Genomic DNA, 24614 nt, shown 5'->3' with positions numbered 1-24614 from the left:
CAGAAATAAAGTCATTATATCTCATCTCAATAGTTGTTAATGGCCTAAATAATCCTATTTTTGTAAGGACAATATTTGTCTTTAAAATAAAATTCAACGGCGATGGAAACATTGGGTGAATATCTCAGAACACTGAGGGAATTGAAAAATCTACCTATAAGAAAAGTTGCGGCTGCGGTAGACATAGACCAATCCACACTTGGTAAATACGAGAGAAATGAGAGGCTTCCTAAAAGAGGGCTTCTTTCTAATTTTGCTTCATTTTTTGATGTTTCCGTATCTGAGTTGGAAAAAAGATATTTAACCGATAAAGTGGTGTTTTCCCTTTTAGAAGAAGAAAACCCAGAGAGTATCTTGGTTGAATGTAAAGACAAATTGATTTATTTAAAAAATAAAAACGGCGAATCGAAAATAAATGAATAAACTAACATTCACAGGACACGAAACATTTCACTGTCGCCATTTTTGGTTGAAGAAGGGCTACGATTATCTTTCTACCGGTCAGTCTTTCAAAAATCCGGATGCCGTAACAGCTTTAGGTGTTGGGAAAAATATGGTAATGTCCATAAATTTCTGGCTGAAGGCTTTCGGTATAAAAAATCAGGAAGGCCAAACAACTGTTTTTGCCAATAAAATCTTTGATAGTAATACAGGATATGACCCACTTTTAGAGTATGAAGGAACCTTATGGTTGTTGCATTATAAATTGTTAGATACCAATTTAGCATCTATTTTTCCTTTAGTTTTCAAAGAATTTAGAAAAAGTAGGGTTAATTCACAATTTACCACTCAACAATTACTTCGTTATTTACTTAGGGCAGCGAGTAACCATCAAACTTCGATAGCTGAAAACTCTTTAAAAAACGACATTAAGGTATTTATAAAAACATATTATTTAGCTGATAAGAACATAAAGGATATGGAAGATGATTTATCATCCATTTTTATTGACCTTAATTTAATCACTAAAGTTACCGATACCGAGGAAGGTTCTGTTTTTCAATTAAAAGTGAGCGAAAGACCAGAGATAGCCAAAGAAATATTTTACTTCTTAATCTTAGATAAATTCCCAAAACATACGTCTATAAGCTTTGATGAAATACATAACAAAATTGGCGATGTATTCGCTTGTTCTTCTGAAGGCACGGAACTCAAGATACAGGAAATCTCAGAAACTTTTAAGGACGTTGTTTATAAAAAGGATGCGGGAAGAAAAGAATTACAAATTAAAAATATCCCTAATAAGTGGGACATATTAGAGCAATATTACGATGCATAAATTTACAACATCCACAAACATTGAACGTGATGTCGTAAATGACATTAATTACGTTGTTACACCCAATGCAAAAAATGTTTTTGAAAGAATAGTGACTGGGTTTCAGCAAGGACATCACTCATTTAATATAATTGGCTCATATGGTACAGGAAAGTCCAGCTTCCTTTGGGCTTTAGAAAAAAATCTTAACGACAAGAAGCCCTACTTTGCTAATCTTAATGGGCAATTTAAAGGATTTGAAAAGTTTTCGTTTTTAAAAATTATTGGTGAAGCTTCGCCTTTAACAGACGTATTAAAAAACTCTTTTAAGCTTAAGGAAAACACATCCAATTCTAATCTTATCGATACTATAAGCAAAAGAGCTACATCGCTTAGAAAGAAAGATGAAATATTAGTTGTGTTGATTGATGAGTTTGGTAAATTTCTTGAATATGCAGCCAAACATAATCCGGATAGCGAATTGTACTTTATACAACAGTTAGCTGAGTTGGCAAATGATTCCAATAGAAATATCATTTTAATTACAACGCTGCATCAAAATTTTGGTTCCTATGCCAATAATTTATCTCAAAACCAAAAGAATGAATGGGATAAGGTAAAAGGAAGACTAATTGATATCTCGTTCGATGAACCTATTGAACAGTTACTTTATTTGGCATCAGCCAGAATAGAAGACCTTGAAATTGAAAGACCAAAAGACATTGGGTTCGAGGATTTATTCAATAAAATAAACGAGAGCAAGCTCGTAAGTAATTCAGAAACGCTGAACTACGATTTAGCCAATAAGCTTTATCCATTCGATATTTTATCGGCAAATATTTTAGCTCAGACTTTGCAAAAGTATGGCCAGAACGAAAGGTCTCTATTCTCTTTCTTGGCAAATAGTCAAGTTTTCTTTGATAAAATAGATAAGGACAACCACACCTTTTTTAGTGTAGCCGATGTGTTTGATTATCTAACGCTTCATTTAACAAGCGAATTAGAAGACAGATATTCAAACCCTCATAAGCCTCAATGGAACACAATTGTTAAGGCATTGGATAAAGCTGAAGCTATTAATGATTTTGGATATGAGAACTTGGCAAAAATCATAAAAACCATAGGTCTGGTAAATTTATTCGCAAAGTCTTTTGGTAAGCTCGATAAAACTTTCTTAGAATATTATGGAAAATATGCATTGAATATTCCTGACTCTGAGCAATACATTGAAAAATTAATAAGCCAAAAAATAATTAAGTTCTATAATTATCGTAATAAGTTTTTCTTCATTGACGGAACTGACGTGGATATAGAGCAGGAATTGATAGATGCTAATTCCCATATCGACACTGCTATCAATATTGCTTCAAAAACCAAACATTACTTTAAAGAAAAATATCACTTTGCAAAGGAAGCCTATTTTGAAATAGGTACACCAAGATTTTTTAAAGTAAACATATCTAATCATATTGAAAATATTAATCCAGAAGGGGAAATTGACGGTTATGTGCATATAATCCTTAATAAGGATATAAAGCTAAAAGATTTAAAAAATAACGATACGCAACAACCAGCACAACTATATGTAGTTCTCAAAAACTTCGAGTTTGTAAAATCACGTATATACGAGATTGAAAAGATGGACTTTGTATTGCGAAAGTACTCAGAAGATAATGTGGTCAAGAAAATACTAACCGAAGAAAAGGCTTACGAAGTACAAAAATTACAAAAACTATTAGAGCACGGCATCTATGAAAAATCTAACGCAGACTGGTTCTACAATGGTAAAAAACTCAAGATTGACTCAAAAGTTTCCTTAAACAGGAATCTCTCTCAAATATCAAAAAAAGAGTACCCTTCGACACCTCGATATTTGAATGAAATGGTCAACAAGGAATACTTAAGCACCCCTGTTTTAACCGCAAGAAAAAATTTATTGAAGGATTTGCTTGAGCATAGTGAAAAGGAAAACTTAAATTATGATGACCGCAAGTTTCCACCACAGAAGTCTATTTATTTAGGGCTTTTAAAAGAGACCGGAATTCACAGAGCTCATAACAACGCGTATATCCTAACCGAACCTACAGATCCTACATTTAATCCTCTTTGGTTACATTGTGAAAATTTCTTAGAGGATTCAAAACATATTAAAAAGAACTTGTCAGAACTATACGAATCACTATCCAAAAAACCATTTAAACTTAAAAAAGGGTTTATAGACTTTTGGATTCCTATATTTCTCATAATCAAAAATCAAGACTATGCACTATTTCATAAAGCTTCTGGGTACGTACCTTACCTAACAAGTGAGGTTCTTGACCTTGTACACAAAAAACCTTCTGATTATGAATTGAAATCATATAAAATTGAAGGTGTCCGGCTGAACCTTTTCAATAAATATAAAGAAATTACTGGTGTTGATGCGTCAAGCAATAAACCAGAAAGTTCGCTAATTTCTATTTTCAGTAGTTTCATAGCATTTTATAATGCACTTCCCGAATACGTTAAAAAAACCAATCGATTAAGCCCATCGTCTAAAGGTTTAAGGGATGCTATTGCTTCCGCTAAAGACCCAGAGAATGCACTACTATCAGAAATACCAAAAGGATTAGGCTACAAAAACATTAACCTCGAAGAAAATGATGCTGAAATTCTAAACGGTTTTATTGAGCGCTTAAACGATTCCATTAATGAAATACGAATTGCCTACGAAGGGTTGTTAAACAGATTTGAAGAGAATATTTGCGACACTTTAAACTTCAATAGTAATAATTTCACTACCTACAAAAGCAAAATTCAAGCGCGTTATAAGTCTTTGAAACCGCATTTGTTGATTCAAAAGGAAAAGGTCTTCCTTAACCGCATAATGTCTAAACTTGACGAACGTGATTCTTGGTTAAAATCGATTGCCGATGTGATTCTTGGCAAGTCAGTTGAAAAAATGAATGATGAGGACGAAGCGCTATTAATGGATAACACAAGAAAGGTTTTTTCAAATTTAGACAACCTATTAGAGCTACATTCTTTGGCGGATGATGTAGATAATGAAGTGGTACAGTTTCAATTCACGGATGTTTCTGGTAAAACGGTAAAGCAAAATATTGTTTTAAGTCCTTCAGACGAAAAGTACGTTTCAAAACTACAGGAAGATTTGGCCAAGGTGTTGTCCAAAAATGAAAAATTGAGCGCAGCTGCTATTATTAGATATTTAAAAAATTTGCACGATGAAAGTTAAACACGTACTTGGTATCTCAGGCGGAAAAGATAGTGCTGCCTTAGCGCTTTATCTCAAAAACCTATATCCAGATTTGGATGTAGAATATTATTCTTGTGACACAGGGAAAGAGTTAAAAGAGACCTATGAGCTTGTTGAAGCTCTAAACAGTAAATTGGGCAAGGACATCAAAACAATTTTTGCTGTCGAACCAGAAAAAGAGACCCCTTATAAAACCACATTTGACCATTTCTTGGCCGAATACGGCGGATATCTTCCCTCATCAACTGCAAGATGGTGCACAAAAAAGCTAAAATTAGAACCGTTTGAAAAATATATTGGGGATGAACCCACAATATCATATGTAGGGATTCGAGGGGATGAAAACAGAGAGGGTTACATATCTAAAAAAACCAACGTTCAATCTATTTTTCCATTTAGAAAAAATATCTGGAGTGAAGATGTTATAAAAGAAGTTCTGGCTAATAATAATATTCCAAAAGTAGCAAGGCTTTATGACAATCTTAGTCCAAGTCATTTAAAAGAAGATATACTCAAGAGAGTCAACCAGCCTATTTCACCAAACTTTCGGCAAGGACAGAAATTAGAATTCCTTTTAAACAGCGATATCAAATTATTCAATAGAGTTGTTTTTCATTATCTAAAAGAAAATACTGATTATCCCATAGCGCTTTTAGACGATTTCCCTTTAATAGAGAATGATGAAGTTTTAGTATTGGATGATATTTTTAAAATACTCGATGATAGTGGTGTTGGGATACCTGCATACTACATAAAAAAATCATACCAAGTAGAAATTGACGGTAAATTAGAAACCGGCACTTACTCACGTAGCAGGTCTGGTTGCTTTTTTTGTTTTTACCAGCAGAAAATAGAATGGGTCTGGCTACTTGAAAACCACCCTGCCCTATTCGATAAAGCCAAAGAATATGAAAAGGATGGTTACAACTGGATGGATACTGAAACATTAGAGGAACTATCCAAACCCGAACGTGTTCAAGCAATCAAGAAAGAACATTTCACTAGAATGAGAAGGCAACTAAGTAAAAGGAACACTAACAGCTGGAAAGATGAAATTATTGAAGCAGAAGGCCTTGGTTGTGCCAGTTGTTTCATTTAAAATATAAATATTATGAGTGATAAAATTGATTTATCCATAGATGCCGGTAGGCTTCTATTTGGATTGAGCAGAATTGGCTATACAACCTCTGCTGCCATTTGCGACATCATAGATAACTCTGTAAGGGCTAATGCAAATAATATAAACCTCTTAATCAAAAAAGAACGCGAAGACTTTTCCGACTATAAAAGGAACAATGTCAAGGAATATATCATCATAGATGATGGTGATGGTATGGATGAAGGTGCAATTGAAGAGGCATTAAAACTCGGTTCAACAGATGACCATTATGATGACAAATCGCTATCGAAATTTGGATTAGGCCTAAAATCCGCTTCTTTTTCGCAAGGTGATGTACTTAAAGTTATTTCTTCAAATGGAACGGGATTTAACAAGTATGAAGTCTCTCTACCAAAAGTAATGGAAGCAAAAGAATATTTTGCTGAAAAGACTGAAATTGAAGAGAATGAATCTGAACTGATTGAAACCTATCTAAAAGAAGGTAAGGGTACCATCATTATCATTTCTGAAATTAGACTAAACAACCATCCAAGTGTCAGAAACACCATTAAAGAACTTAAGACAAAAGTTGGTGTAATCTATTTCTATTTCCTTTCTGAAAGCGGTGTGAATATTACCATTGGTGATAAAAAAATTGATGCAATTGACCCATTGTTTATATCTGAAGCCAACGAAAATGGAAATTTGAACGAAAATGAATGGGATGGAACTGAAGTACGTTGGATAGAAAAACCAAAAGAGCTTACTCTTGATGATGAACTTGAAATAAATGTAACTATTGAAATTACCCAACTTCCCTATCCACCTATCTATAGAATTAAAAATATAGGCGAATCAAGAGACAAAGAAGTTCGCGAAAGATATTTAATTGAGGCTGGTAATTACGGTTTCTATGTTTACAGAAATAAAAGACTCATATCCTGGGCTTCAAACCTACAAGGCATAATCCCATACGACCAAGATTTTTATGCCTTTAGGGGAAGAATACTCATCAATGACGAGGCAGACGATTTCTTTAATATTGATGTAAAAAAATCTTCGCTGACTCTTTCTGAAGAAGCATTTAGGAACATAAGCGATTTTACCAAAGAAGCCAAAAGCAAAAGCAAAGCAGCTTGGAAAAATGCCGGAAAGATTAGTCGTGACATTATAAATAAAGCACCTAATGAAATCGCAAATAAGCTATTAGATGAATTTGAACAGATAGAGATTCTGCCAGGTGATGACCTACCTGATGAGGAAATAGCCTTAGAACGATTAAAGGCGATAACCGATGATATGACCTCAAAAATCAAGTGGATAATTAAAATGATGAAAGAGGATAAGGGTGAAGAAGTGGACGATACTGTTGACGATGACTATACAGAAGACGAAAAGGAAGAGGCCATTAAAGGCGAAAAGAACGCTAACCTCACTAAAATATTCAGGGTATCATCTGTTGAAGACAATCTGCTTTGGGAACCTTACTATGATACCGATTTAGGTAACTGTGTAAGGATTAATAAAATTCATCGGTTTGCAAGATTAATCTATGAGGATAATGCAGAGAACAGAGATTTACAGATTCTCTTTGATTTAATGATGCTTCAGTTTGCCGATTCCGAATTATACGCCTATAAAAATATTGGAAAATATGAGTACGACGACCTTAAAGTTATTTTGCGAGAGTCCAGAAGAATAGTATCAGAATTTCTAGCTAATATGTGCAGAAAACTAGAAAATGACTTACCGCCAAATTATAGCGACGAGAAGTATGCTTGAAACTAGTATCCTCGGCGCATTCAATGGTGCCGACCAAGCCTATATCTATATTTGGCTTTCGAAAAAACACAAAATAGTGTACGTGGGAATGACCAATAGTTATACAGGAACAATTGGAAGAGCGGGTGCTCATTTTAACAGAACAGGGACTCTCAGAAAGCGATTTAATGAAGCTAAGGGCTACGAAGTCAATGATGTTGATGACATCCTTCTTTTATCTTTTCCACTACCAAAATCAAGAGAATTCACCTCTGTAGAAAAATCCTATAGAGAGGCTGTAGAATACCTTGTACAGAAAGAACTTATATTATTGCGAGGAAAACTCAACCCTACTTTTGATGTTATTTCTTGGGTAAGGTTGAGTCCTAGAACTGGGAATTCGAGAATCAAGAAATTAGCTGCTTCAATAGTAGAATCTTTTGAAACTAATTATTCCCGCTTTTAATAGCATTGAGCAAAACATCTAATTGTGATTGAGTTGTGGGACTTCCAAAACTTATCCTGATGCTACTATCTGCTTTTTCCTTACTCAATCCCATACTTTTAAGAACGTGAGATTGTTCTATTAATCTAGAGTTGCAGGCAGAACCCATCGACACCGAAACTGAATTTTTGTTCTTTAAGATAAATGACTCAGCGTCCTGATTTATAAGTTGTATATTGAGAATGTAAGGACTTCTACTAGCTGATAATCCGTTAACAGCTGCTCGTTTAGATTGATACAGTTCTACTTGCAAATAACTATTCAAATGGTGAATCCTATTATAATTGCTTTCTAATTCTGTCATCGCAAGTTCACTTGCTTTTCCTAAACCAACAATTCCTGGTACATTTAAAGTTCCTAAATTGACCGATTCAATTAGTTGCTTAACCAATACATTCGATTTTGTTTTGGCTGTTGTTTTAACCAATAACCCACCGATACCTTTAGGCCCATAAATTTTATGGGCATTAAAGCATAATAAATCTATGTTTTCCTCTTGGAAATTCAGCGGAAGTTTTCCATAAGATTGAGTTGCATCCGTAAAAAACAGAACATTCTTCTTCTTGCAAATAGCACCAATATCATCAATATCGGCAATCACACCGGTTTCATTGTTAACGTGCATTAAGGCCACAAGTATTGTGTCTTCAACAAAACTGTGTTGCAGTAAATTTATATCTATTTTTCCGTTGTCATCTACATCAAGATAGGTTACTTGAGCACCGATTTTTTCCAAATCCTTGCACGTATCCAAAACGGCTTTGTGCTCTGCCTTTGATGTGATAATATGGTTGCCATTATCTAAACTGTTGTAGAAAACTTGACTTATGGCCAGCTTGATAGCTTCAGTTGAACCACTAGTAAAAAATATCTCATTTTCTTTACAGTTTACAAGTTTAGAAATTTGATTTCTTGCTTTATCAATCGCGTTAGAAGCTATTGACCCGTGTCTGTGAGTACTGCTAGATGCATTTCCATAATGATCAAGAAAGTATGGGGACATTGCCTCGTAAACTTCTTGTTTTACGGGTGTGGTTGACGCATAATCAAAATAAATTGGTTCTTTATTCACTCTCTTCAAATAACAACTGCAAAGTTAAAAATATAAATATCTATTTTTTGAGTTTAGAATTCTTTTTAATAGATTTTACAATTAAAACTATCTCTTTTAAAAATAATGCAATTGTATGTCTTAAATTTCCAAAAATTTCTGTGTACATATTTTTCATAAACTTACTCGTTTTAAAAAGTTTAGCAAACTATGAGCTAACATCGTTAGATTAATGTCTTTAACAAAATAACTTTCCTCATCTATGTTGCTCAAAAACCCTAATTCCAATAGTACAGAGGCACAATAGCCAATTGTTTCTCGAAGCACCTGAAAATTCGCAAACTTCACACCTCTACTCTCAAAACCCAGCTTCCTATTTAATCCACCTTGCAGTTGAAAAGCGAGCCAAATAGAATCATCAGAATACTGTGAAGTAGCGTTTGCCACGTAAACTTCAATCCCTCTTGCATTAGGGTTATCTGAATGATTGCAATGCAAGGACACAAATAAATCCGCTTTTAATGCTTTGGCCAGCTTAGTTCTGTCCAATAATGAAATAAGCGTATCACTATACCTGGTCAAATAAATATCCAAAGGTTTTTCCAATTCATTATTCAGCTTTAAAATGGCGTTTGAAATATCCAAAGCCACATCCTTTTCTTGGATACCATTTTTTCCAATTGCACCAGAATCTTTTCCACCGTGTCCAACATCAATTACAATTCGTTTTTGAGCACTCGTTTCTTGACCAAAAATGAAACACATTTTTAGAAGCAAAATCACAAAACTGACGTTTTTGAGCACTTTTTTCATTTTCAATTTTCGGGTTATCAACAACTTCACTTCAAAATTCAATAGAATTTGATGCTAATTAATAGCAAACGAATTCAATTGATTTCAAATAATATTTTATTCACAAATATTTGATTTTCAACTATTTATATTCAAATATATGTAAATTTCTAATAACGAAAATGAACTAAAAATTTAAACTTTTCCGTTATGAAAAAATCACACTATTTAGCATCCATTCTTTCGCTATTATCCACTTCGCTTTTTGCTCAAATTGGTGGCATTGAAGATTCAGTTAATGATGTTGGCGACACTATCCGAACTATTTTTCCAATACTACTCGGTGTAATCTTCCTTGTAGGTTTCCTGTTCAACGCAGGACATTTTTTTGGGGAAAATGCAGATTTAAAAAAGGGGATTACCCGAGTTTTAGTATTTGTATTGATTGCAGGTGCAGTAGTCGGAATCTTCACATACTTAATAGGAATCGTAGTATAGATGAAACGCTTCGAGGTCTATAAAAATATCAGGAAAAGGGCGGTCATTTTTGGATTGCCCATTTCCCTGTTTGCCTTAATGATGGTTTCCATTTTGGCTTCGTTGCTCATCATCATCTTCTCATTCAGCTTTGGGATGATAATAGGTGTGTTGGTCTTTAATGCTTCCCTATATGTGGCGCTGACACGGATAGCCCACAATCCACAGCTTTTCCAAATGGCAAAAGCATTTCCGCAAATCATTAGTAACAAAAGAAACTCTGGCTTCGATTATGAACAAGATTAACCTTTCGGCATATCTACCCATTGTAGATATTCAGGACAATATCGTATTTGCCAACAATGGCAATGTTGTACTATGCTATAAAGGGAATCTACCTGAAATCTATTCACTATCCGAAAAGGATTTTGAGGATATGCACGGTGCTTGGTTTCAGGCATTAAAGTCATTGCCAGTTGGTACTGTAGTCCATAAACAGGATATCTATTTGAAGAAATCTTATTCTTCAGAACAACTTCCGAATTCTACTTTTTTAGAAAAAGCTACCCACGAGCATTTTAAAGGGCGTGGGCATATCGAGCACAGCTGTTATTTGTTCTTCATCTTGACTAAAAATAAGGCGCTCAACAATCCGAAATACGTCAACCCTTTCAGAAAAGTTTCAAAAGGAATCGTACAGGAATTGGATGATAATATCAAGAGTTTCGCCAACTCGGTTAGTGATTCGGTTTCCTTTATCAACAATAGCCGAAAAATGAATTTTGTTGCGCTTAAAGCGGAAGAGATACAGCAACTAACAAGTGCTTATTTCAATGGCTTTAATGAAGGCTATGATACCGATATTTTACTTAATAAGAAAAGCGTCAATATTGGCGAAAACCATTTTGATGCCCTGGCTATCAATAGCGAACTGTGCTTTGGCGAAAGTGTACAGAGTAGCAAGACCAATGAGAAATTCACTTCTGACGATTTTGTATTTCATCAAGGGTTTATTGATGGCTTAGGGCTTACGCTTAATGAGAACCACATTGTCAATCAAATCCTTTATTTGGATGACAAACAGAAGTGGCGCAAGCTACTTGATAAGAAAATTGAGGAACTCAACAAAAGTTCCAATTTCGGTTCACAGAATAAAGTAGTACTTGGCAAAATTCAGCACATCCTTGACCAAATCAATGCCGATGACAATGCACGAATCATTCGTGGACATCTCAATATTGTTTATTGGGCAAAGGAAGCCAAAGAGCTTGACAAGATAACTTCAAAAATAAAGACTGAATTTAAGGAACTGGATATTATTCCATATTACCCGAGAGGCGAAGAACGTAAGAATTATATACTGAATAGTTACTGTTGCTTCTCATCCAATTTTTCGAATAATGATTTATACGTAACTGATTTAAAACACGCGCTTTGTCTATTCATTAATAACACCAACTATAAAAGCGATGCTACTGGAATTATCTTTAATGACCGCGAACATAATATTCCTGTTCTGAAAGATGTCTGGGACGAAAAAAAGAAACGCATCAAGGCACGAAACTTTGCCATTTTCGCCCCAACAGGCGAAGGAAAATCCTTTTTGGCCAATAACATATTACGCCAGTATTTTGAAAGTGGTGTTCGTTTGGTCATCATTGATTTAGGTGGCTCTTACACCAAGTTTGCAAAACTCTACCCTGAAAAATACACGGTGCTTCGTTACGAAAGTGGAAAGAACTTAGGTATCAATCCTTTTTATATAAGTGATACTAATGACCTCACGCCAGAACGGTTGGAAGACTTATCTGTGTTCCTTTTCGAGTTATTCGCTTCAGATTTAAAAGTGACCAAAGCACAATCGGTTTCGGTTAAAAAGATATTGCGCCATTATTACGATAGCACTTCAGAAAATCATTCTTTAGATGGTTTTTACAGCTTTATAGAAAGGAATCAGAACGACCTTCTGGACACCTTAAAAATCCATCCCGACTACTTCAATGTTACGAGCTTCTTGCACGTAATGTCCGAATATGTCGGCGATGGTCTATATAGTTTTCTGTTTGAAGTAAGTGAAGACCAGACCTATAAAATTGAGGACAAACGTTTGATAGTTTTTGAACTGGATGAAGTCAAGGACAATAAGGAAATCCTTTCCGTAATGTTGAAGCTGATTAAGTCGGCTATACAAAGAACCATTTGGAAAAACAGAGCCGAAAAGGGAATCATCCTCTTTGACGAGTTTGCAAAGCAACTGAAGTTTGAAAACGTACTGGAAAGTGTAGAATTCTACTATCAAGCTATCCGTAAACAAAACGGTGCGATTGGGATTATTCTTCAGTCGATAAATCAGCTGCCCAACAATTCAACTTCAGCAAGTATTCTCGAAAACACGCAAGTCATTTATAGCTTAAATAACGAAAAAGGCTATGACGAATTGGTCAAAAGGCTCAACCTAACCAGCCACGACTTGAACCAATTAAAGTCCATCAAAAACAACCTTTCTGGTCCACGCAAGTACACCGAAATGTTTATCAAAATTGGACGGGAAAGCAACATTTTCCGGCTCGAAGTTCCGAAGGAAGTATATGCCGCTTACTTGACCGATGGACAGGAAAATGAGGAAATAATGAAGCTCTACAATGAGCATAACGATATGCAAAAAGCAATAATTCAATTCACATCTAAAACATAATATTATGAAAACAAAAATTTTAATTCTCGCAACAGCTTTCATCTTCTTATTGCCTGCACGCGCTGCGTGCCAGGGAATGCCAACTTATGACAATACCAATTTTATCAGCTTGGTTAAACAGCTCATAGAATCAGGTAAACAGACAGCTCAGATGATTAAGTCTGTAAAATTCCTGAAAGATGCAAAAGAGGCCATAGAGAAAGTATCAAGTGTTGTCCAACAACTTAGGGCAGTTGAAGAAATTGGACAAAACAATCAGCGCCTTATCAATATAATGCAAAACGATGTACAGGATATTCTTAACTCGCCATATATTAAACCCGATGAAGTTTCAAGGGTTGTGGAATCTTTTGATGCCATAGTTCAAAACTCATTGGACACGGTGGATTTTATCGATGAAGTCCTATCGAGCGACTATCTCAAAATGAGCGATGCTGAACGTGCTGAAGTTTTGAAGCAGAAAGAACAGGAATCAAATGAAATGGTTTCCAATATAAAGACAAAAACGAAACGCTATCGTGATATTATTTCCTTCAGAAAAATGCAGGATAAAGTAAATAATCGAGAAACGAACTATTAAAAATGACAGCAACTATAATTTTAGGGATTGGGTTGGAATATATAGATACGGTGTTCCAGACTATACAAAGCAGCAGCTTTTCGCAATATACAATTGCCGGAATGAAAACGCTTGCTGTCCTATTTTTTCTGGTCAACATACTTAAAAGATACAATGAAGGCATTGCCGATAAGGACGGATATACTTGGGGATTAAGTCCAGGTGAACTTGCCAAGAATTTTGCAATAGTTATTGCAGTCATATTTTCAACGCAAATATTGGGATTTTTTGATGGTATTTTAGTGGCTATTGAAGGGCAATATAGAGGGACTGCACCTGCGTTATTGCCCCTACAAATGCAGGACATCCCGATTGAAGAAGATGTAAGTATCATCGAAGTAGCCAAGGCAGCTATGACGCTATTATATGAAGCATTGGTAACACCACTTTATGGATTCAAAATATTTGCCTTTATCATTAGCCTTTTCCTGTGGATATTGGATTTGTTCATCTATCCGCTGTTTTTGGCAGAACGCTTTTTTCTTTTAGGGATAATGCAGGCTTTTTTTCCATTGGTCATTAGTTTGGCAGTATTTGAAAAGTTCCGTTCACTTGCCTATACGTTTTTCAAATTGTACGCTGCGGTTTATATGCTCGTACCAGCCTTCTTTTTGGTCAACGTTTTTATCAATGCGCTCTATACAGAAATCAACACCAATTTTTGGACGAATTTATTCGGCACCGATGTTGGAAGTGGATTTTTTGCACCTGTGGTTCAATTAGGCTCAGTAGGCTTTATTGTTTTCCTAAAATTCAAATTGTACAAACGTGCCACATCCTTCACACTCAGATTATTTACTGCCTAAATCAGATTAAATATGAAAACACCATATAAGAATATTTACAATGTCCTAAAACTGAATCGATTTATCGTTTTGGCGGTTGTTGTGTGTGCCTTGCTTTCCAGTACTTTTTCAGTATGGATGGTATTCAACACCAATCAAAAAGCACTCAATAGTGCTTTTGCCATTAATACCGATGGCAGTATTATTCCGCTGAAGCTCGTGACTCAAAAAGAGAATTTTAGAGTTGAAGCTCTGGCACATTTGGATCTGTTCCACAACTACTTCTATAACATCGATGCCAGTAATTACGAGCGCAACTTGGAAAAGGCATTGTGGTTGGGTAATAGTTCCGTGGACAATCTCTACCGCCAGAAAAAAGCCGATGGTGTTTACAATAGATTACTTCAGTATTCATTGGTTCAAAAAGTGCTGAGTATCGATTCAAGGATAACTGAAAATAATGGTTCGTATAGTTTTACCACGACGACCATTTTTGAAATCAATAGAGGTTCAATCATCGACACCTACGAATTGGTTTCCACCGGAAACCTGATTATGGTCGACCGAAACTTTCCGAACAATCCGCACGGATTATTGATTACAAACTATTTCGAAAACACCTTAAAGAAAATATCAGATGAAAGTTGAGCCGACCCGCCTGACTTCGGGCAGGTAATTGGCATTTAAAAAAAACACGATTATGAAAGTAGAAAAAAACAAGATAGTATTTGCAGCGGTATTGGCCGTGATTTTCATATTTCTGATTTCCTATTCCATGATGGTAATGGGCGATGATGAAAGTGAAACAGAAAACCTTAAGCAGACCTTAGTTCCTGATTTAGAAGAAGGCCAAAAAGAGTATGATTCCAAATTGGATGCAATCAACGACTTAAAAAAAGTACGTGAAAACAATGCACCCAGCATCTACGATGAAAAGCTAATTGATTCCTTGGGATTTTACGACCCAGACCTTCCAGAACGCGAAAAAGAGCGTATCGTAGATAGCATTTATGAAGCTGGTAAGATTAAGTATTCAGAAAAGCGATACCAGAATTTGGGACAGAGAAGTACTGTTCGCGGAATGGTATCAAAAATTGATTCTGCTGAAGTAAAAAGGGAAGAAAAAATTGAAGCCAAAGAATTAGGCTTAGAACATCAATTGTTCTTTGCTGCTTCGCCAAAACCCAATGAAGTTTCAATCATAGGTAATACAGATGAAACTATATACGTAGTAGTAGATGGCGACCAAGTCGTAAAAGCGAATACTAGATTGCGGATGCGCCTGACCAAAACTGCTACAATCAATGGTAAAGAAATGCCTGAGAACACACCTATTTTCGGTTTCATCAGCTTTCAGCCCAATCGGGCGCTAATCGAAATTGAAAACATAAAGCACCATCCTACAAAACTCAAAGCCTTTGATTTGTCAGATGGTAGCGAAGGCATCTACGTACAGAACAATTTTAGGGCAGAAGCCACCACCGAAGTTCTCGACGATATTATTGGCGATATCAACATACCTACCGTTCCGCAAGTAGGTGGCGTTACAAAAGTACTAAGACGAAGTAACCGCAACGTAAAAGTTAATGTCCTGAACAATTACAGATTAATCTTAAAACCGAAATTATGAGCCCATATTGGGTATTTAAAACGCACTCTTATGAAAAAGTATATCATTATTTCCGCGCTTATTATTGTTTCCGCTTTCGCGAAAGCACAACAGCAACCAATACCGCTTGATACAATCTATGCCAACGACACCAAAAACGTTGCGCTATTCTTTCCAGAACCTATACGGCAAGGTATTACTGGTTCAGATAATTTTGTATTTACATACAATCGTGAAAAAGAACAGTATTTTGGACTTCTTCAAGCAAAGCCTGGGAAGGAAAGTAATTTGCTGGTAGTCAACAGAAATGGTTCAATTTTTTCGTATATTGTAAGATATAAAAAGCAGCTCTCTAAGCTCAATTATTTCATTCCGCTATCAAATAGTATCGGTAATGAAAAACCGATTGTAACTGATTCGACGCTTGTTGAATCTTCTGAAGAACTTGTAGATAACAAAACCTATTATTACCAAAAATTCTGCTCGTATCTTCTTGAAAGAGGCATACGATTTGGTTACTTCACAAAACGAAAAAGTGGTGTAATTTTGAGCATTGAGAATATTGTTTTTGATAAAGAAGAACTCTACTTCGTTATCCGAATTAAGAATAATTCTACATTGGATTACGATTTGAATTTCTTGAACCTTTCGATTGAAACTCGGCAAAAAGGGAAAAGAAAATCATTGCAACGTCTCTATCAAGAACCGATATACAAGCATAATCTGCCGTCTAAAATCAAAGAAAGTGAAACGGTACGATTTGTTTATGTGATGCCTAAATTTTCATTGTCCAACGATCGTAGAGCGATTTTGGAATTGAACGAGAAAGATGGCGAACGAAACATAGAACTGAAAATATCACATAGATATATCAATAACCCAAATTAGAATATTATGAAAAGAATAGTTATTTGCTCGTTAATACTACTATTCATTTCCTGTTCAGGAAATAAAAATTTGTCGCCCGCAGAAACTGCAACAATCGTAGCGGAAAGTTTCTTTTCAAAAGATAAATCTACCCTAAAAAAGCATACCACATCAGAAGGATATGCCAGTTTGAATACGTTATTAGATATGATACCAGACACCGAAAAGGAAATCGAGGTTGACATCTTAGATGAAGCTGTCGATGGTGAAGCGACTTGGGTAAAATATAGTACATCTTATGATGGCAAACCTGGTGTTTTTAAGTTGGTTCAAGAGGATGACCAATGGAAGGTCACGCATAATGGTCCGAGGGAAAAAGGGCCTTTTTAAATAGATTAATTTCTCTGTATTTATTAAAGTGATGTCAGCCTTTTATTGGTGCTGAATAGCTATAACTATGCTCTAATTGTAACGAAACCAATCTGTGTAACAGATGCAAAAAATACTAAATATAGACTGGAATATCGGTATTAAGTCCGTTGCTAATGGTAGTGTAGACTTGGTACTGACCGACCCACCTTATGGCATCAAATACAGAAGTAATAAGCGAGGTAAGAAGCATAAAAAAATGCCAAACGACGATAACTTAGATTGGTTAGATTATTGGGTAAAAGAATTGAAGCGCGTGTGTAAAAATAATGCGCATCTCTATGTATTCTGCTCTTGGCATAACGTGGAAGTCTTCAAGTTTTTTCTTGATAAAGAATTTAGAATAAAAAACATCCTAATATGGGAAAAGGAAAATCACGGAACTGGTGACCTAAAAGGCGACTATGCACCAAAGTATGAAATGATTATTTTTTGCAGTAACGGAAGTAAAAAATTGAATGGTAAACGCGATTGTAATATTTTAAAATCTGCTAAAACCAAAAACAATAACCATCCTACAGAAAAACCGGTAGAGCTAATTAGTTACTTAATTGAAAAAAGTACAACACCTGGGGATTTAGTCTTAGATACCTTTGGCGGAAGTTGCTCAACAGCCATTGCCAGTAAACAGACCAATAGGAATTGTATTGTTTTTGAGATTGAAGCTGACTATTGTAACAATGGCCGAAAAAACTTGGCAAGTGCTTCACCAAGATTATTTGGGATGGATAATTACTTATAATAGCGCGTTTTAGTTTGAAATTTTATTCAATCGAATCAATTAAATCACTTTTTTCACCACCTATTACACCACCTATTTGACCACCTATTTGACCACCTAAGATTAAAAATTCTAAACAAAGACTGTCCTTAAGATTGTGAGGACAGTTATGTTATAACTAATCTTCTTTGTCTACAAATTTTATTTTGTCCCTGGATGTTATAACTTTTGGAAAATTGGGAATTAAATCTTGGTTTTTAGAAAGGCGCATCTCAATATCATCCCTATTCCACCAAGAGACCCATAAGCCTTTTGACTTTAGTGATTCAAGTTTTTCGGTTAATGGTGCAGAAACTTGAGTATTAACTGCCAAAAAAAATCCTTGAGAATCGTGAGTCTCTACCGTATCTCTAATGTCCAGAACCTTGCCTTTTCCAATTGTAGATGTTCCAGATTTGCACTGCCCTACAACTTTAATCAATATTCTTGGCGGTGCGGTATCGGACATATATTCATTTATTACATTCCACTCAATAATTAAATCTCTACCCTTATCACCTTGATTTATGGGTGCCGGTCTTCTTACACTTTTTACATTTGGTTCACGTTCCAATAGTGCTTTAACTAATAATTCAAATTGGTCTGGACAGACCTTTTCTTTCCATTTGAACTGTGGAATCGGGAATAGAAGTTCTGACTCTCTATTATTCCGCTTTCTGATGATTTCCCTTTCTTTTTTATATTCTTCAAATCCACATATTCTACCTAAGGCAATGATGTAATCATCCATAACGGTTACAATCATATTTTCCATTGGAATAACTGGATATCCTTTTAATTTACCGTTTGTATTTACTTTTTTAAAGTACTCATCCATTTCAGAGTTGGTATCATCGTGAACAAAATTTTTTATATTGTCGCTTAGAACGAATGTCCCATTCTGTCCTTTCAACTGTTCAGTTTTATCTGTATACAACTGCAATGTTGCCTTGAGAAATTTTGCTAGGCTACTTGATTTTATCATAGTAACTTCCTCTTCTATGTCATAGAAATACACCCATTCAGGTCGTTCACGGTCCCCATAATTATTACGGCTGGATATGCTATGCAAATCTGAGAACAAATCTTCGATATCCTCAAGTGAATACTTGTAATTTGAATTATCAATATTCTCATTTTTCATACATTTATCACAAGGGCAGCCAGTAAAATACCATAAGCTTTCTCGCCAAAATGCAACCATTTCTATAATTTCCGTGACAACTTCAATAAGTTGTTTAGCAGTCGATATTCCGTGTAAAATTGGGACTTGAATAGGCACCAAATACCTTCCCCATATTTCATCTTGAACGGCAGGATGGGCAATATCAAATTGCTCACAAGAAATTCCTGACTTGTAGAACCTCAAGAAAGCTGTAAACATCAAACTTAGAACTACGTGCGCATCAGACCTATCACCAGTATAAAACACATCGTATGTTCTCTGAAGAAAGTAAAATGATAAATTTTGGTTCTCATCTAACTGAAGAAAAAGTGTAATACCAGAGGATTGGTCCGTAAATATCTTAAAATAATTATCCTCGGCGATTTGTATGATTAAATGATGTTTTTTACATAATTTTTCAACAATTGCTTTTAGTTCTTGTATTTCTTCAGCGTTCTCTATTTTCATTTAAAGCATTAAAATAAGTACAATTTAAAACTTATTTTACCAGTCATAAATATACTGTTATCCTGTCAAAAATAGCGAAATCATAATTTTTAAATATAGCATCACTCTTTAAATTAGTTAAATATAGATTTTACATCTCTATAAATTTTTTCAAAATTAGCCGCTAAATCTGCCTGAGAATATTGTCTTGATTCTTCTGGAAGCTGTCGTTGAATCTTAGACAATCTAAACTGCACCTTTTTATCTTTGCCGTCCGCATAAGTGATAAACTCGCCTTGTTTCAATCGGAAAAAGACATCTGCTCTAATCTTCGGAATTTCCTTTTCGCCAGTAGTAATTCTTGTATCGAAATCCAAATTGTGACCTCGACTTATGCTTTTCGTGGGATCTTTGATAATTTCAAAAAAGCGCTCGTAATATTTTGCAGTATCTGGGTCGTTGACCTTGCCGAAAAATTGGTAGGATAGATTGCTCAAAATCGCTTTGCTTGCCTTATCGCCATACATCATATCATTCTGTATCTTATCCTGCATCACATATATGGTGGCAATATCGTAACTTCTAAGTGTTGCCGGAATACGGTGCATATTCAATAAACGAATCGTAGGTGCTTCTTCCATCAACAAAAATGAAGGTTTAGAATTTCGCACACTCATTTGCTTGGTAATGGTGTGAATAATTGTGGCGATAACAGGCGAATAGGATGTCTCATATTTAGGGTTGTTCACTACCGAAATGATTGCAGGATTTTCCTCGCTATTGATGTTCAATGGCACTTCGTCTGCGGATAGTGCCATAAAAATACGTTGTGTACTAATTCGTTTCAGCGCATTGGCTAAAGTACTTTTTACACCAGCGGTCTGTCTATCCGAATCTTTCCCACTAATAAAAGCATCTGCCATCGCTCTCGATGTGGTGTTGGTTTCCAAGAACTGGATAAGGCTATCGGTATCGAGTATTTGATAAATGGCTATCAAATGTGGCAACGTACAGCAGTTGGGATAGTCGGTTTTCAGTTTCCAAATCAAACCACCAATCAACCCTTCCGCAGCATCGTTGAAGAATTTTGTCGTGCCAGTTGTTCCGCTTTCCCTTTGCTCTAAAAGGTTTTCGATTAACACCCGTGACACTTCGTTTACGCTTTCCTCGTTCTCTAAATAGCGTGGTGCGATAGGATTTACTCTATGAATAATTTTATCAAAGGAAATGACCTTAAACGGAATATCGCTATCCTTAAAAAGTGGATATGCCATTTCGGTCAGCTCAAAATCTTTATAGTCGTGGATTATTCCGCAAAATTTCTCTTTTCGGAAGTGTTTTAAAAAGCCATAAACAACGCTTTCTGTTTTACCGCTTCCCGCAGAACCGATTATGGATGCGCCCCTTTTGATGTTATCCAATTTGAAATTTCCCTTGGTAGTAGCAAAATTGACTTGATTTTTTCTATCGTTATTTTGTGCATTTTCAGTCTTATGCAAAAAAACATATAATCCTATATTAATTAGCATTAAAGGACACACCAGATAAAGCAGTATCGATACTAATTCGTTCACTTCGGTTAAATAGATAACTAAGCACGAAAGCATTGTGAAATTCAAGAATAGTGCGTACTTGCTCACTCGAAACATTGCATAGGAAACGATACTGGCCACACCAATAATTGAGAGTATAGTTATGACATTATCTATCTGCATATTACTTAGATTCCTATTGAACTTGATTTGATGGCCACTTCTGCGCCACGTCTTAACCGTTTAAAAACCCGAAGTGCAATTTGCGTTTGACTTACTGGAATACTTGGCACTATTGGCAATCCCGTTTTTGTAATCATTTTGAAAGCCAATGCCTTTTCATTAGCTGGTAATTTCATCAAGGCAGCGAAATAGAGATTGGGATTTTTTACAAAATCCTTTCGCGCTTTGTAGGTTTCTGCAAAGTTGCGTTTGTACCCAAAATTCTTGTCAAACGTCTTTTCAGCCTTCTCAAAAAACTTATCTCTGTCAAAACCACGTTTTACGGTTTCCCCATTCAACTTTACATCAGAAGCTTTGTATTTGCTTCCGGGTGACAAGCTGAATCGGTTTGATGCATCCTTTCGGCTCACGATGATATGGATATGACTTTGGTTTCCATCTTTCGCCATTCCCTGGACAATCCGTTTTCCATTTTGTTGATGTGGTGCTTGGCTTTCCAGTTTGGTAATTTCCTTTTTCATATTGTTGATATTCCCTTCGGCTCGTCCATCTTTAATATTCCGGATTTCAGTTTTTAGCTGAAGAATTTTTGAAGCGTAAGGTTGATTCTCTTTAATCTGAAAATCTGTTCCCTTGAAGGTTCGTTGATGTTCAATTTTAGCATAGTACTTTATGTCATCGATTGTTATAGGTCGTCCATTTATTTCCCGATTGAAACTGGCAACATAATTTTTCATCAGCTCACGGGTGTAGGTTTTTAAATCTTGACTATTGTTCTGAAGTTTTCGTAATTCATATTTTGAAGGACTTACCGTAATGGAATAAAATTTGGGTTCTTTCTTTTTCAATTTTGCGGTGTTTCCATCGATTTCCTTTACCACTTCTTCAGCGGAAATCTCGTCGCCAAATTGATTGAAAAAGTGTTCCATATCTCGTTGTTCTAAACCTTCATTTTCTTTCTCTAAATAGCCTACAAAATCCGCTGAACTTTGGCTATAATTACCACCCATTTTTTGAGCTGTGATTGTGATATACATAGTTCAAATATTTAGAGCTGATTACTCGGGTTTTGCTTTTCGCGAAAGCGGACTTCCTTCTTCTCTTCAGCATATTTCTTTTCTACAATCAGCGGTTTTTTAGTTGGCTCTTCCATTTCAAAAAGGGATTGAATCATCGCCACCGTGGGTTTGGTTTGTGTCTTTTCTACATCTCGCATTATGGCGATAACGGCATTTATTCTTTTGAGAAGTTTTGCTTCGATGGTTCGCCCTGTTGGTCCTAATTTTTCCTTTGGCGATATTTCGTTGTAGAAGAAAAAATCGAGCATCGTAGCCATCGCCTCGGTGTGCGATTTAAAGTAAGTGCGTGAGAAAGTTTGGAAACGTTTTGCGGTTTCCTTTTTAAATCTAATTCCAATAAATGAGTCCATATTTCGCCTATTTGTCGCAAAATCTTCCCTAAAAATTGGCATTAACAGCCCGTTTGTCGCAAATTGTTGATTGTCCGGAAATTATAATATGTTCAATTCGCTGATTATCAGCTATTTGAAAACGAAAAGGAATCCGAAACATCGCGCAGCGTGTTACCCTCTTGCTATTCCTTTTCGTCACGCGCAAGCGTGGCAAAAATCCATACAATCCGGCTAAAAAGCCGATTGCCATTTTCAGGGAAAATGATTTTCCGATATGTTATTTTTCGATGTGTAGGGTTATCGGCGAAAGTCGAAAAGTGGATAACCCTACTTAAATTTGAATGCTGAATTTCAGCGAAATAAAGATACGTTTTTTTCTTTACTATATGTTAATTACATACAAAAACACCTCTAAATTTTAGAGGTGCTTTAAAATTATCATTGGGAAATCAGATATTGAAAACGAAATTGTAAGTGTATAAATTCTTAATCATTTCTTCATCTATCAAACTATCATAATCTGCCCCAGTTTCGTCAACATATTTTTGGATGGATTCCCCATAAATATGTGTAACGTGTTCTCTCGAAACCTGTAAAAGTTCCTCTTGTTTTTCCTCGCTCAAATCTTGAAATTTAATGTAAATCATAACTTCAAAATTTAGTATTCGCTTGGTAACATCAGCGTATCATTTACAAAAAATAACCGCAGTTCATCAAGTGGGAAATCGGTTGCCCTGTAACCGTGTTTTTCCAAAATATTATCGTTGCCGTCGCTGTAAATTATCTCAGCTTCATAACCAGAATAATCCTGTTTTTCTTTGGGCAATCTTTTAAAATCGATGGTTACAAATTCGCTTCGGTTCATCAGACTTTTTGCGATTACGGACGTGTCCGTAATGAGCCAAAAGCATTCTGCTACTTCCGATAAATATTTCAATCCGTCCGTAAAACGGGTTCGCAATAATGGGATTTGATAGAACATTTCTGTTCCCGTAAAATATTGCAATCGCTCTTTTATTTCGTTAACTTGTGCTTTCATTTTAATTTGATTTAAAGAGTTAATAATGAAAAAGAGGGCGCATCTTTCGACGGTTACGCCCTCTTAATTTTAGAGATTACTTGTCGCTCTTGCTTCCAAGTAAAAGGATTTCATCGGCTACAACTTCTGTAACGTAGCGTTGCTCATCATTTTCGGTTGTATAACTTCGGGTTTTAAGTTTTCCCGTTATTCCTACTTCCTTGCCTTTTACAATATACTTCTCAACAATTTCGGCAGTCTTGCCCCAAGCTACTATGGTATGCCAGTTGGTGTCCGTTTGCTTTTCGCCTTTGCTGTCTTTGTAATACTCGTTTGTAGCGAGTGAGAAGCGGGCTACTTTCTTACCGCTTTCAAGGTTCGTGATTGTTGGCTCTTGACCAACGTTTCCAATTAACTGTACGTGATTTCTAATAGTACTCATAATAAAAAGATTTGTGTCTGCTTTGTTACAGACTGGTTTATATTTCCCCTATTTGTTTTAAACTGAATTAAATTTTAAGGGGTGTTTGTTCTTTTCTTCTGTGCACCGCACAATGGATAAAGTGGGTTTTGTCCAGACTTTTAGGGTAAAATCAGGTGTGTTTGCGACGTAGTAAATCCGCTTTTTTCGGGGGATTTCAAGGAAGTAGAAACCTTATTTTTCACTAAAACTTGTACAGTCTTGACAAGTTCCATAAGGGCATTAGCAATTCTTTTAAACGCAGTTGCGTTTGAGCGTACCGACAGTTAAGCGAGATAAGCAGCTGTGTTTACATTAGAATTGGTTATGTCGTGCCTGTTTTTCGCTGTACCGAAAAACAATAAAGGCTTTATCCATTATAAACCCCTTAAAATGTGTAAGGCAGCGGTTCGGTTTTTAAGGATTTTCGAGTGA

25 protein-coding genes are annotated in these 24614 nt (G+C 35.7%); 15 read left to right on the top strand and 10 right to left on the bottom strand.

All coding sequences use genetic code 11. From position 1 onward, the window contains the following. Positions 1-102 precede the first annotated feature (102 nt). The 6 genes from IQ282_RS04390 to IQ282_RS04365 are packed head-to-tail and all read left to right on the top strand — an operon-like array spanning position 103 to position 7840. The gene (locus IQ282_RS04390) at positions 103-423 is read left to right on the top strand and encodes a helix-turn-helix domain-containing protein (protein ID WP_047550465.1); all 321 of its coding nucleotides are present in this window, start codon (positions 103-105) and stop codon (positions 421-423) included. Then, complete coding sequence (locus IQ282_RS04385; RefSeq protein ID WP_047550462.1) at positions 416-1279, top strand: DUF4007 family protein; 864 nt, start codon at positions 416-418, stop codon at positions 1277-1279. Before IQ282_RS04390 ends, IQ282_RS04385 begins: the two co-directional genes overlap by 8 nt. Further along, on the top strand, positions 1272-4493 hold the full coding sequence (locus IQ282_RS04380) for a P-loop NTPase family protein (RefSeq protein WP_194850693.1): 3222 nt from the start codon (positions 1272-1274) through the stop codon (positions 4491-4493). Before IQ282_RS04385 ends, IQ282_RS04380 begins: the two co-directional genes overlap by 8 nt. Further along, positions 4483-5613 carry a phosphoadenosine phosphosulfate reductase family protein gene (locus IQ282_RS04375; RefSeq protein ID WP_194850692.1) on the top strand — a complete coding sequence of 377 codons (1131 nt, stop codon included), beginning with the start codon at positions 4483-4485 and terminating at the stop codon, positions 5611-5613. The genes IQ282_RS04380 and IQ282_RS04375 overlap by 11 nt, the downstream gene beginning before the upstream one ends. A gap of 12 nt (positions 5614-5625) precedes the next feature. Beyond that, positions 5626-7395: an ATP-binding protein gene (locus IQ282_RS04370; protein ID WP_047550455.1), complete on the top strand. Its 1770-nt coding sequence runs from the start codon at positions 5626-5628 to the stop codon at positions 7393-7395. After that, positions 7355-7840 (top strand): hypothetical protein, encoded by a 486-nt coding sequence (locus IQ282_RS04365; protein ID WP_156115602.1) that lies wholly within the window; start codon positions 7355-7357, stop codon positions 7838-7840. Before IQ282_RS04370 ends, IQ282_RS04365 begins: the two co-directional genes overlap by 41 nt. Here IQ282_RS04365 and IQ282_RS04360 read toward each other — a convergent pair. After that, positions 7821-8951, bottom strand: a complete 1131-nt coding sequence (locus tag IQ282_RS04360) for a cysteine desulfurase family protein (protein WP_194850691.1) — start codon at positions 8949-8951, stop codon at positions 7821-7823. The genes IQ282_RS04365 and IQ282_RS04360 overlap by 20 nt on opposite strands. 153 nt (positions 8952-9104) lie before the next feature. Next, complete coding sequence (locus tag IQ282_RS04355; RefSeq protein ID WP_194850690.1) at positions 9105-9743, bottom strand: N-acetylmuramoyl-L-alanine amidase family protein; 639 nt, start codon at positions 9741-9743, stop codon at positions 9105-9107. A gap of 189 nt (positions 9744-9932) precedes the next feature. Here IQ282_RS04355 and IQ282_RS04350 point away from each other — a divergent pair, with 189 nt between their 5' ends. Beyond that, entirely contained in the window at positions 9933-10220 is a 288-nt protein-coding gene (locus IQ282_RS04350) for a hypothetical protein (protein WP_008610937.1), read from the top strand. Positions 10221-10237: 17 nt separating this feature from the next. On the opposite strand, the gene IQ282_RS15090 is transcribed toward IQ282_RS04350, so the two are convergent. After that, positions 10238-10462 (bottom strand): hypothetical protein, encoded by a 225-nt coding sequence (locus IQ282_RS15090; protein WP_194850689.1) that lies wholly within the window; start codon positions 10460-10462, stop codon positions 10238-10240. Positions 10463-10491: 29 nt separating this feature from the next. Here IQ282_RS15090 and IQ282_RS04340 point away from each other — a divergent pair, with 29 nt between their 5' ends. The 8 genes from IQ282_RS04340 to IQ282_RS04305 all read left to right on the top strand — a co-directional run bounded on the left by IQ282_RS04340 (position 10492) and on the right by IQ282_RS04305 (position 17945). After that, on the top strand, positions 10492-12894 hold the full coding sequence (locus IQ282_RS04340) for a TraG family conjugative transposon ATPase (protein WP_194850688.1): 2403 nt from the start codon (positions 10492-10494) through the stop codon (positions 12892-12894). A gap of 4 nt (positions 12895-12898) precedes the next feature. Next, entirely contained in the window at positions 12899-13474 is a 576-nt protein-coding gene (locus IQ282_RS04335) for a conjugal transfer protein (protein ID WP_178987096.1), read from the top strand. Between the two features lie 2 nt (positions 13475-13476). Continuing rightward, on the top strand, positions 13477-14319 hold the full coding sequence (locus IQ282_RS04330) for a hypothetical protein (RefSeq protein WP_178987095.1): 843 nt from the start codon (positions 13477-13479) through the stop codon (positions 14317-14319). A 12-nt stretch (positions 14320-14331) separates the two neighbouring features. Further along, positions 14332-14946 (top strand): conjugal transfer protein TraK, encoded by a 615-nt coding sequence (locus IQ282_RS04325; protein ID WP_194850687.1) that lies wholly within the window; start codon positions 14332-14334, stop codon positions 14944-14946. A 52-nt stretch (positions 14947-14998) separates the two neighbouring features. Further along, on the top strand, positions 14999-15928 hold the full coding sequence (gene traM / locus IQ282_RS04320) for a conjugative transposon protein TraM (RefSeq protein ID WP_194850686.1): 930 nt from the start codon (positions 14999-15001) through the stop codon (positions 15926-15928). Between the two features lie 30 nt (positions 15929-15958). Further along, the gene (locus IQ282_RS04315) at positions 15959-16795 is read left to right on the top strand and encodes a DUF4138 domain-containing protein (RefSeq protein WP_194850685.1); all 837 of its coding nucleotides are present in this window, start codon (positions 15959-15961) and stop codon (positions 16793-16795) included. A gap of 6 nt (positions 16796-16801) precedes the next feature. After that, positions 16802-17164 carry a hypothetical protein gene (locus tag IQ282_RS04310; protein WP_194850684.1) on the top strand — a complete coding sequence of 121 codons (363 nt, stop codon included), beginning with the start codon at positions 16802-16804 and terminating at the stop codon, positions 17162-17164. Positions 17165-17267: 103 nt separating this feature from the next. After that, a complete protein-coding gene (locus tag IQ282_RS04305; protein WP_052184290.1) occupies positions 17268-17945 on the top strand; it encodes a DNA-methyltransferase in 678 nt (225 codons plus the stop codon). A 157-nt stretch (positions 17946-18102) separates the two neighbouring features. Here IQ282_RS04305 and IQ282_RS04300 read toward each other — a convergent pair whose 3' ends face one another. The 7 genes from IQ282_RS04300 to IQ282_RS04270 form a co-directional block, all read right to left on the bottom strand. Beyond that, positions 18103-19596 carry a PDDEXK family nuclease gene (locus IQ282_RS04300; RefSeq protein WP_194850683.1) on the bottom strand — a complete coding sequence of 498 codons (1494 nt, stop codon included), beginning with the start codon at positions 19594-19596 and terminating at the stop codon, positions 18103-18105. A gap of 113 nt (positions 19597-19709) precedes the next feature. Further along, on the bottom strand, positions 19710-21290 hold the full coding sequence (locus IQ282_RS04295) for a type IV secretory system conjugative DNA transfer family protein (RefSeq protein WP_194850682.1): 1581 nt from the start codon (positions 21288-21290) through the stop codon (positions 19710-19712). 5 nt (positions 21291-21295) lie between these two features. Next, positions 21296-22327: a MobB family relaxase gene (gene mobB, locus IQ282_RS04290; RefSeq protein ID WP_194850681.1), complete on the bottom strand. Its 1032-nt coding sequence runs from the start codon at positions 22325-22327 to the stop codon at positions 21296-21298. Between the two features lie 11 nt (positions 22328-22338). Continuing rightward, a complete protein-coding gene (locus IQ282_RS04285) occupies positions 22339-22719 on the bottom strand; it encodes a BfmA/BtgA family mobilization protein (RefSeq protein ID WP_194850680.1) in 381 nt (126 codons plus the stop codon). 431 nt (positions 22720-23150) lie between these two features. Next, on the bottom strand, positions 23151-23348 hold the full coding sequence (locus tag IQ282_RS04280; protein WP_115122621.1) for a hypothetical protein: 198 nt from the start codon (positions 23346-23348) through the stop codon (positions 23151-23153). Between the two features lie 11 nt (positions 23349-23359). Next, on the bottom strand, positions 23360-23740 hold the full coding sequence (locus IQ282_RS04275; RefSeq protein WP_070237383.1) for a DUF6876 family protein: 381 nt from the start codon (positions 23738-23740) through the stop codon (positions 23360-23362). A 76-nt stretch (positions 23741-23816) separates the two neighbouring features. Continuing rightward, complete coding sequence (locus tag IQ282_RS04270; RefSeq protein WP_194850679.1) at positions 23817-24161, bottom strand: single-stranded DNA-binding protein; 345 nt, start codon at positions 24159-24161, stop codon at positions 23817-23819. Positions 24162-24614 lie beyond the last annotated feature (453 nt).

Source organism: Nonlabens antarcticus (assembly GCF_015356755.1).
In the GTDB taxonomy this organism is placed as follows: domain Bacteria; phylum Bacteroidota; class Bacteroidia; order Flavobacteriales; family Flavobacteriaceae; genus Nonlabens; species Nonlabens antarcticus.
The sequence above is the reverse complement of the archived record's forward strand: the minus strand, read 5'-3'. Positions and strand labels throughout refer to the sequence as shown.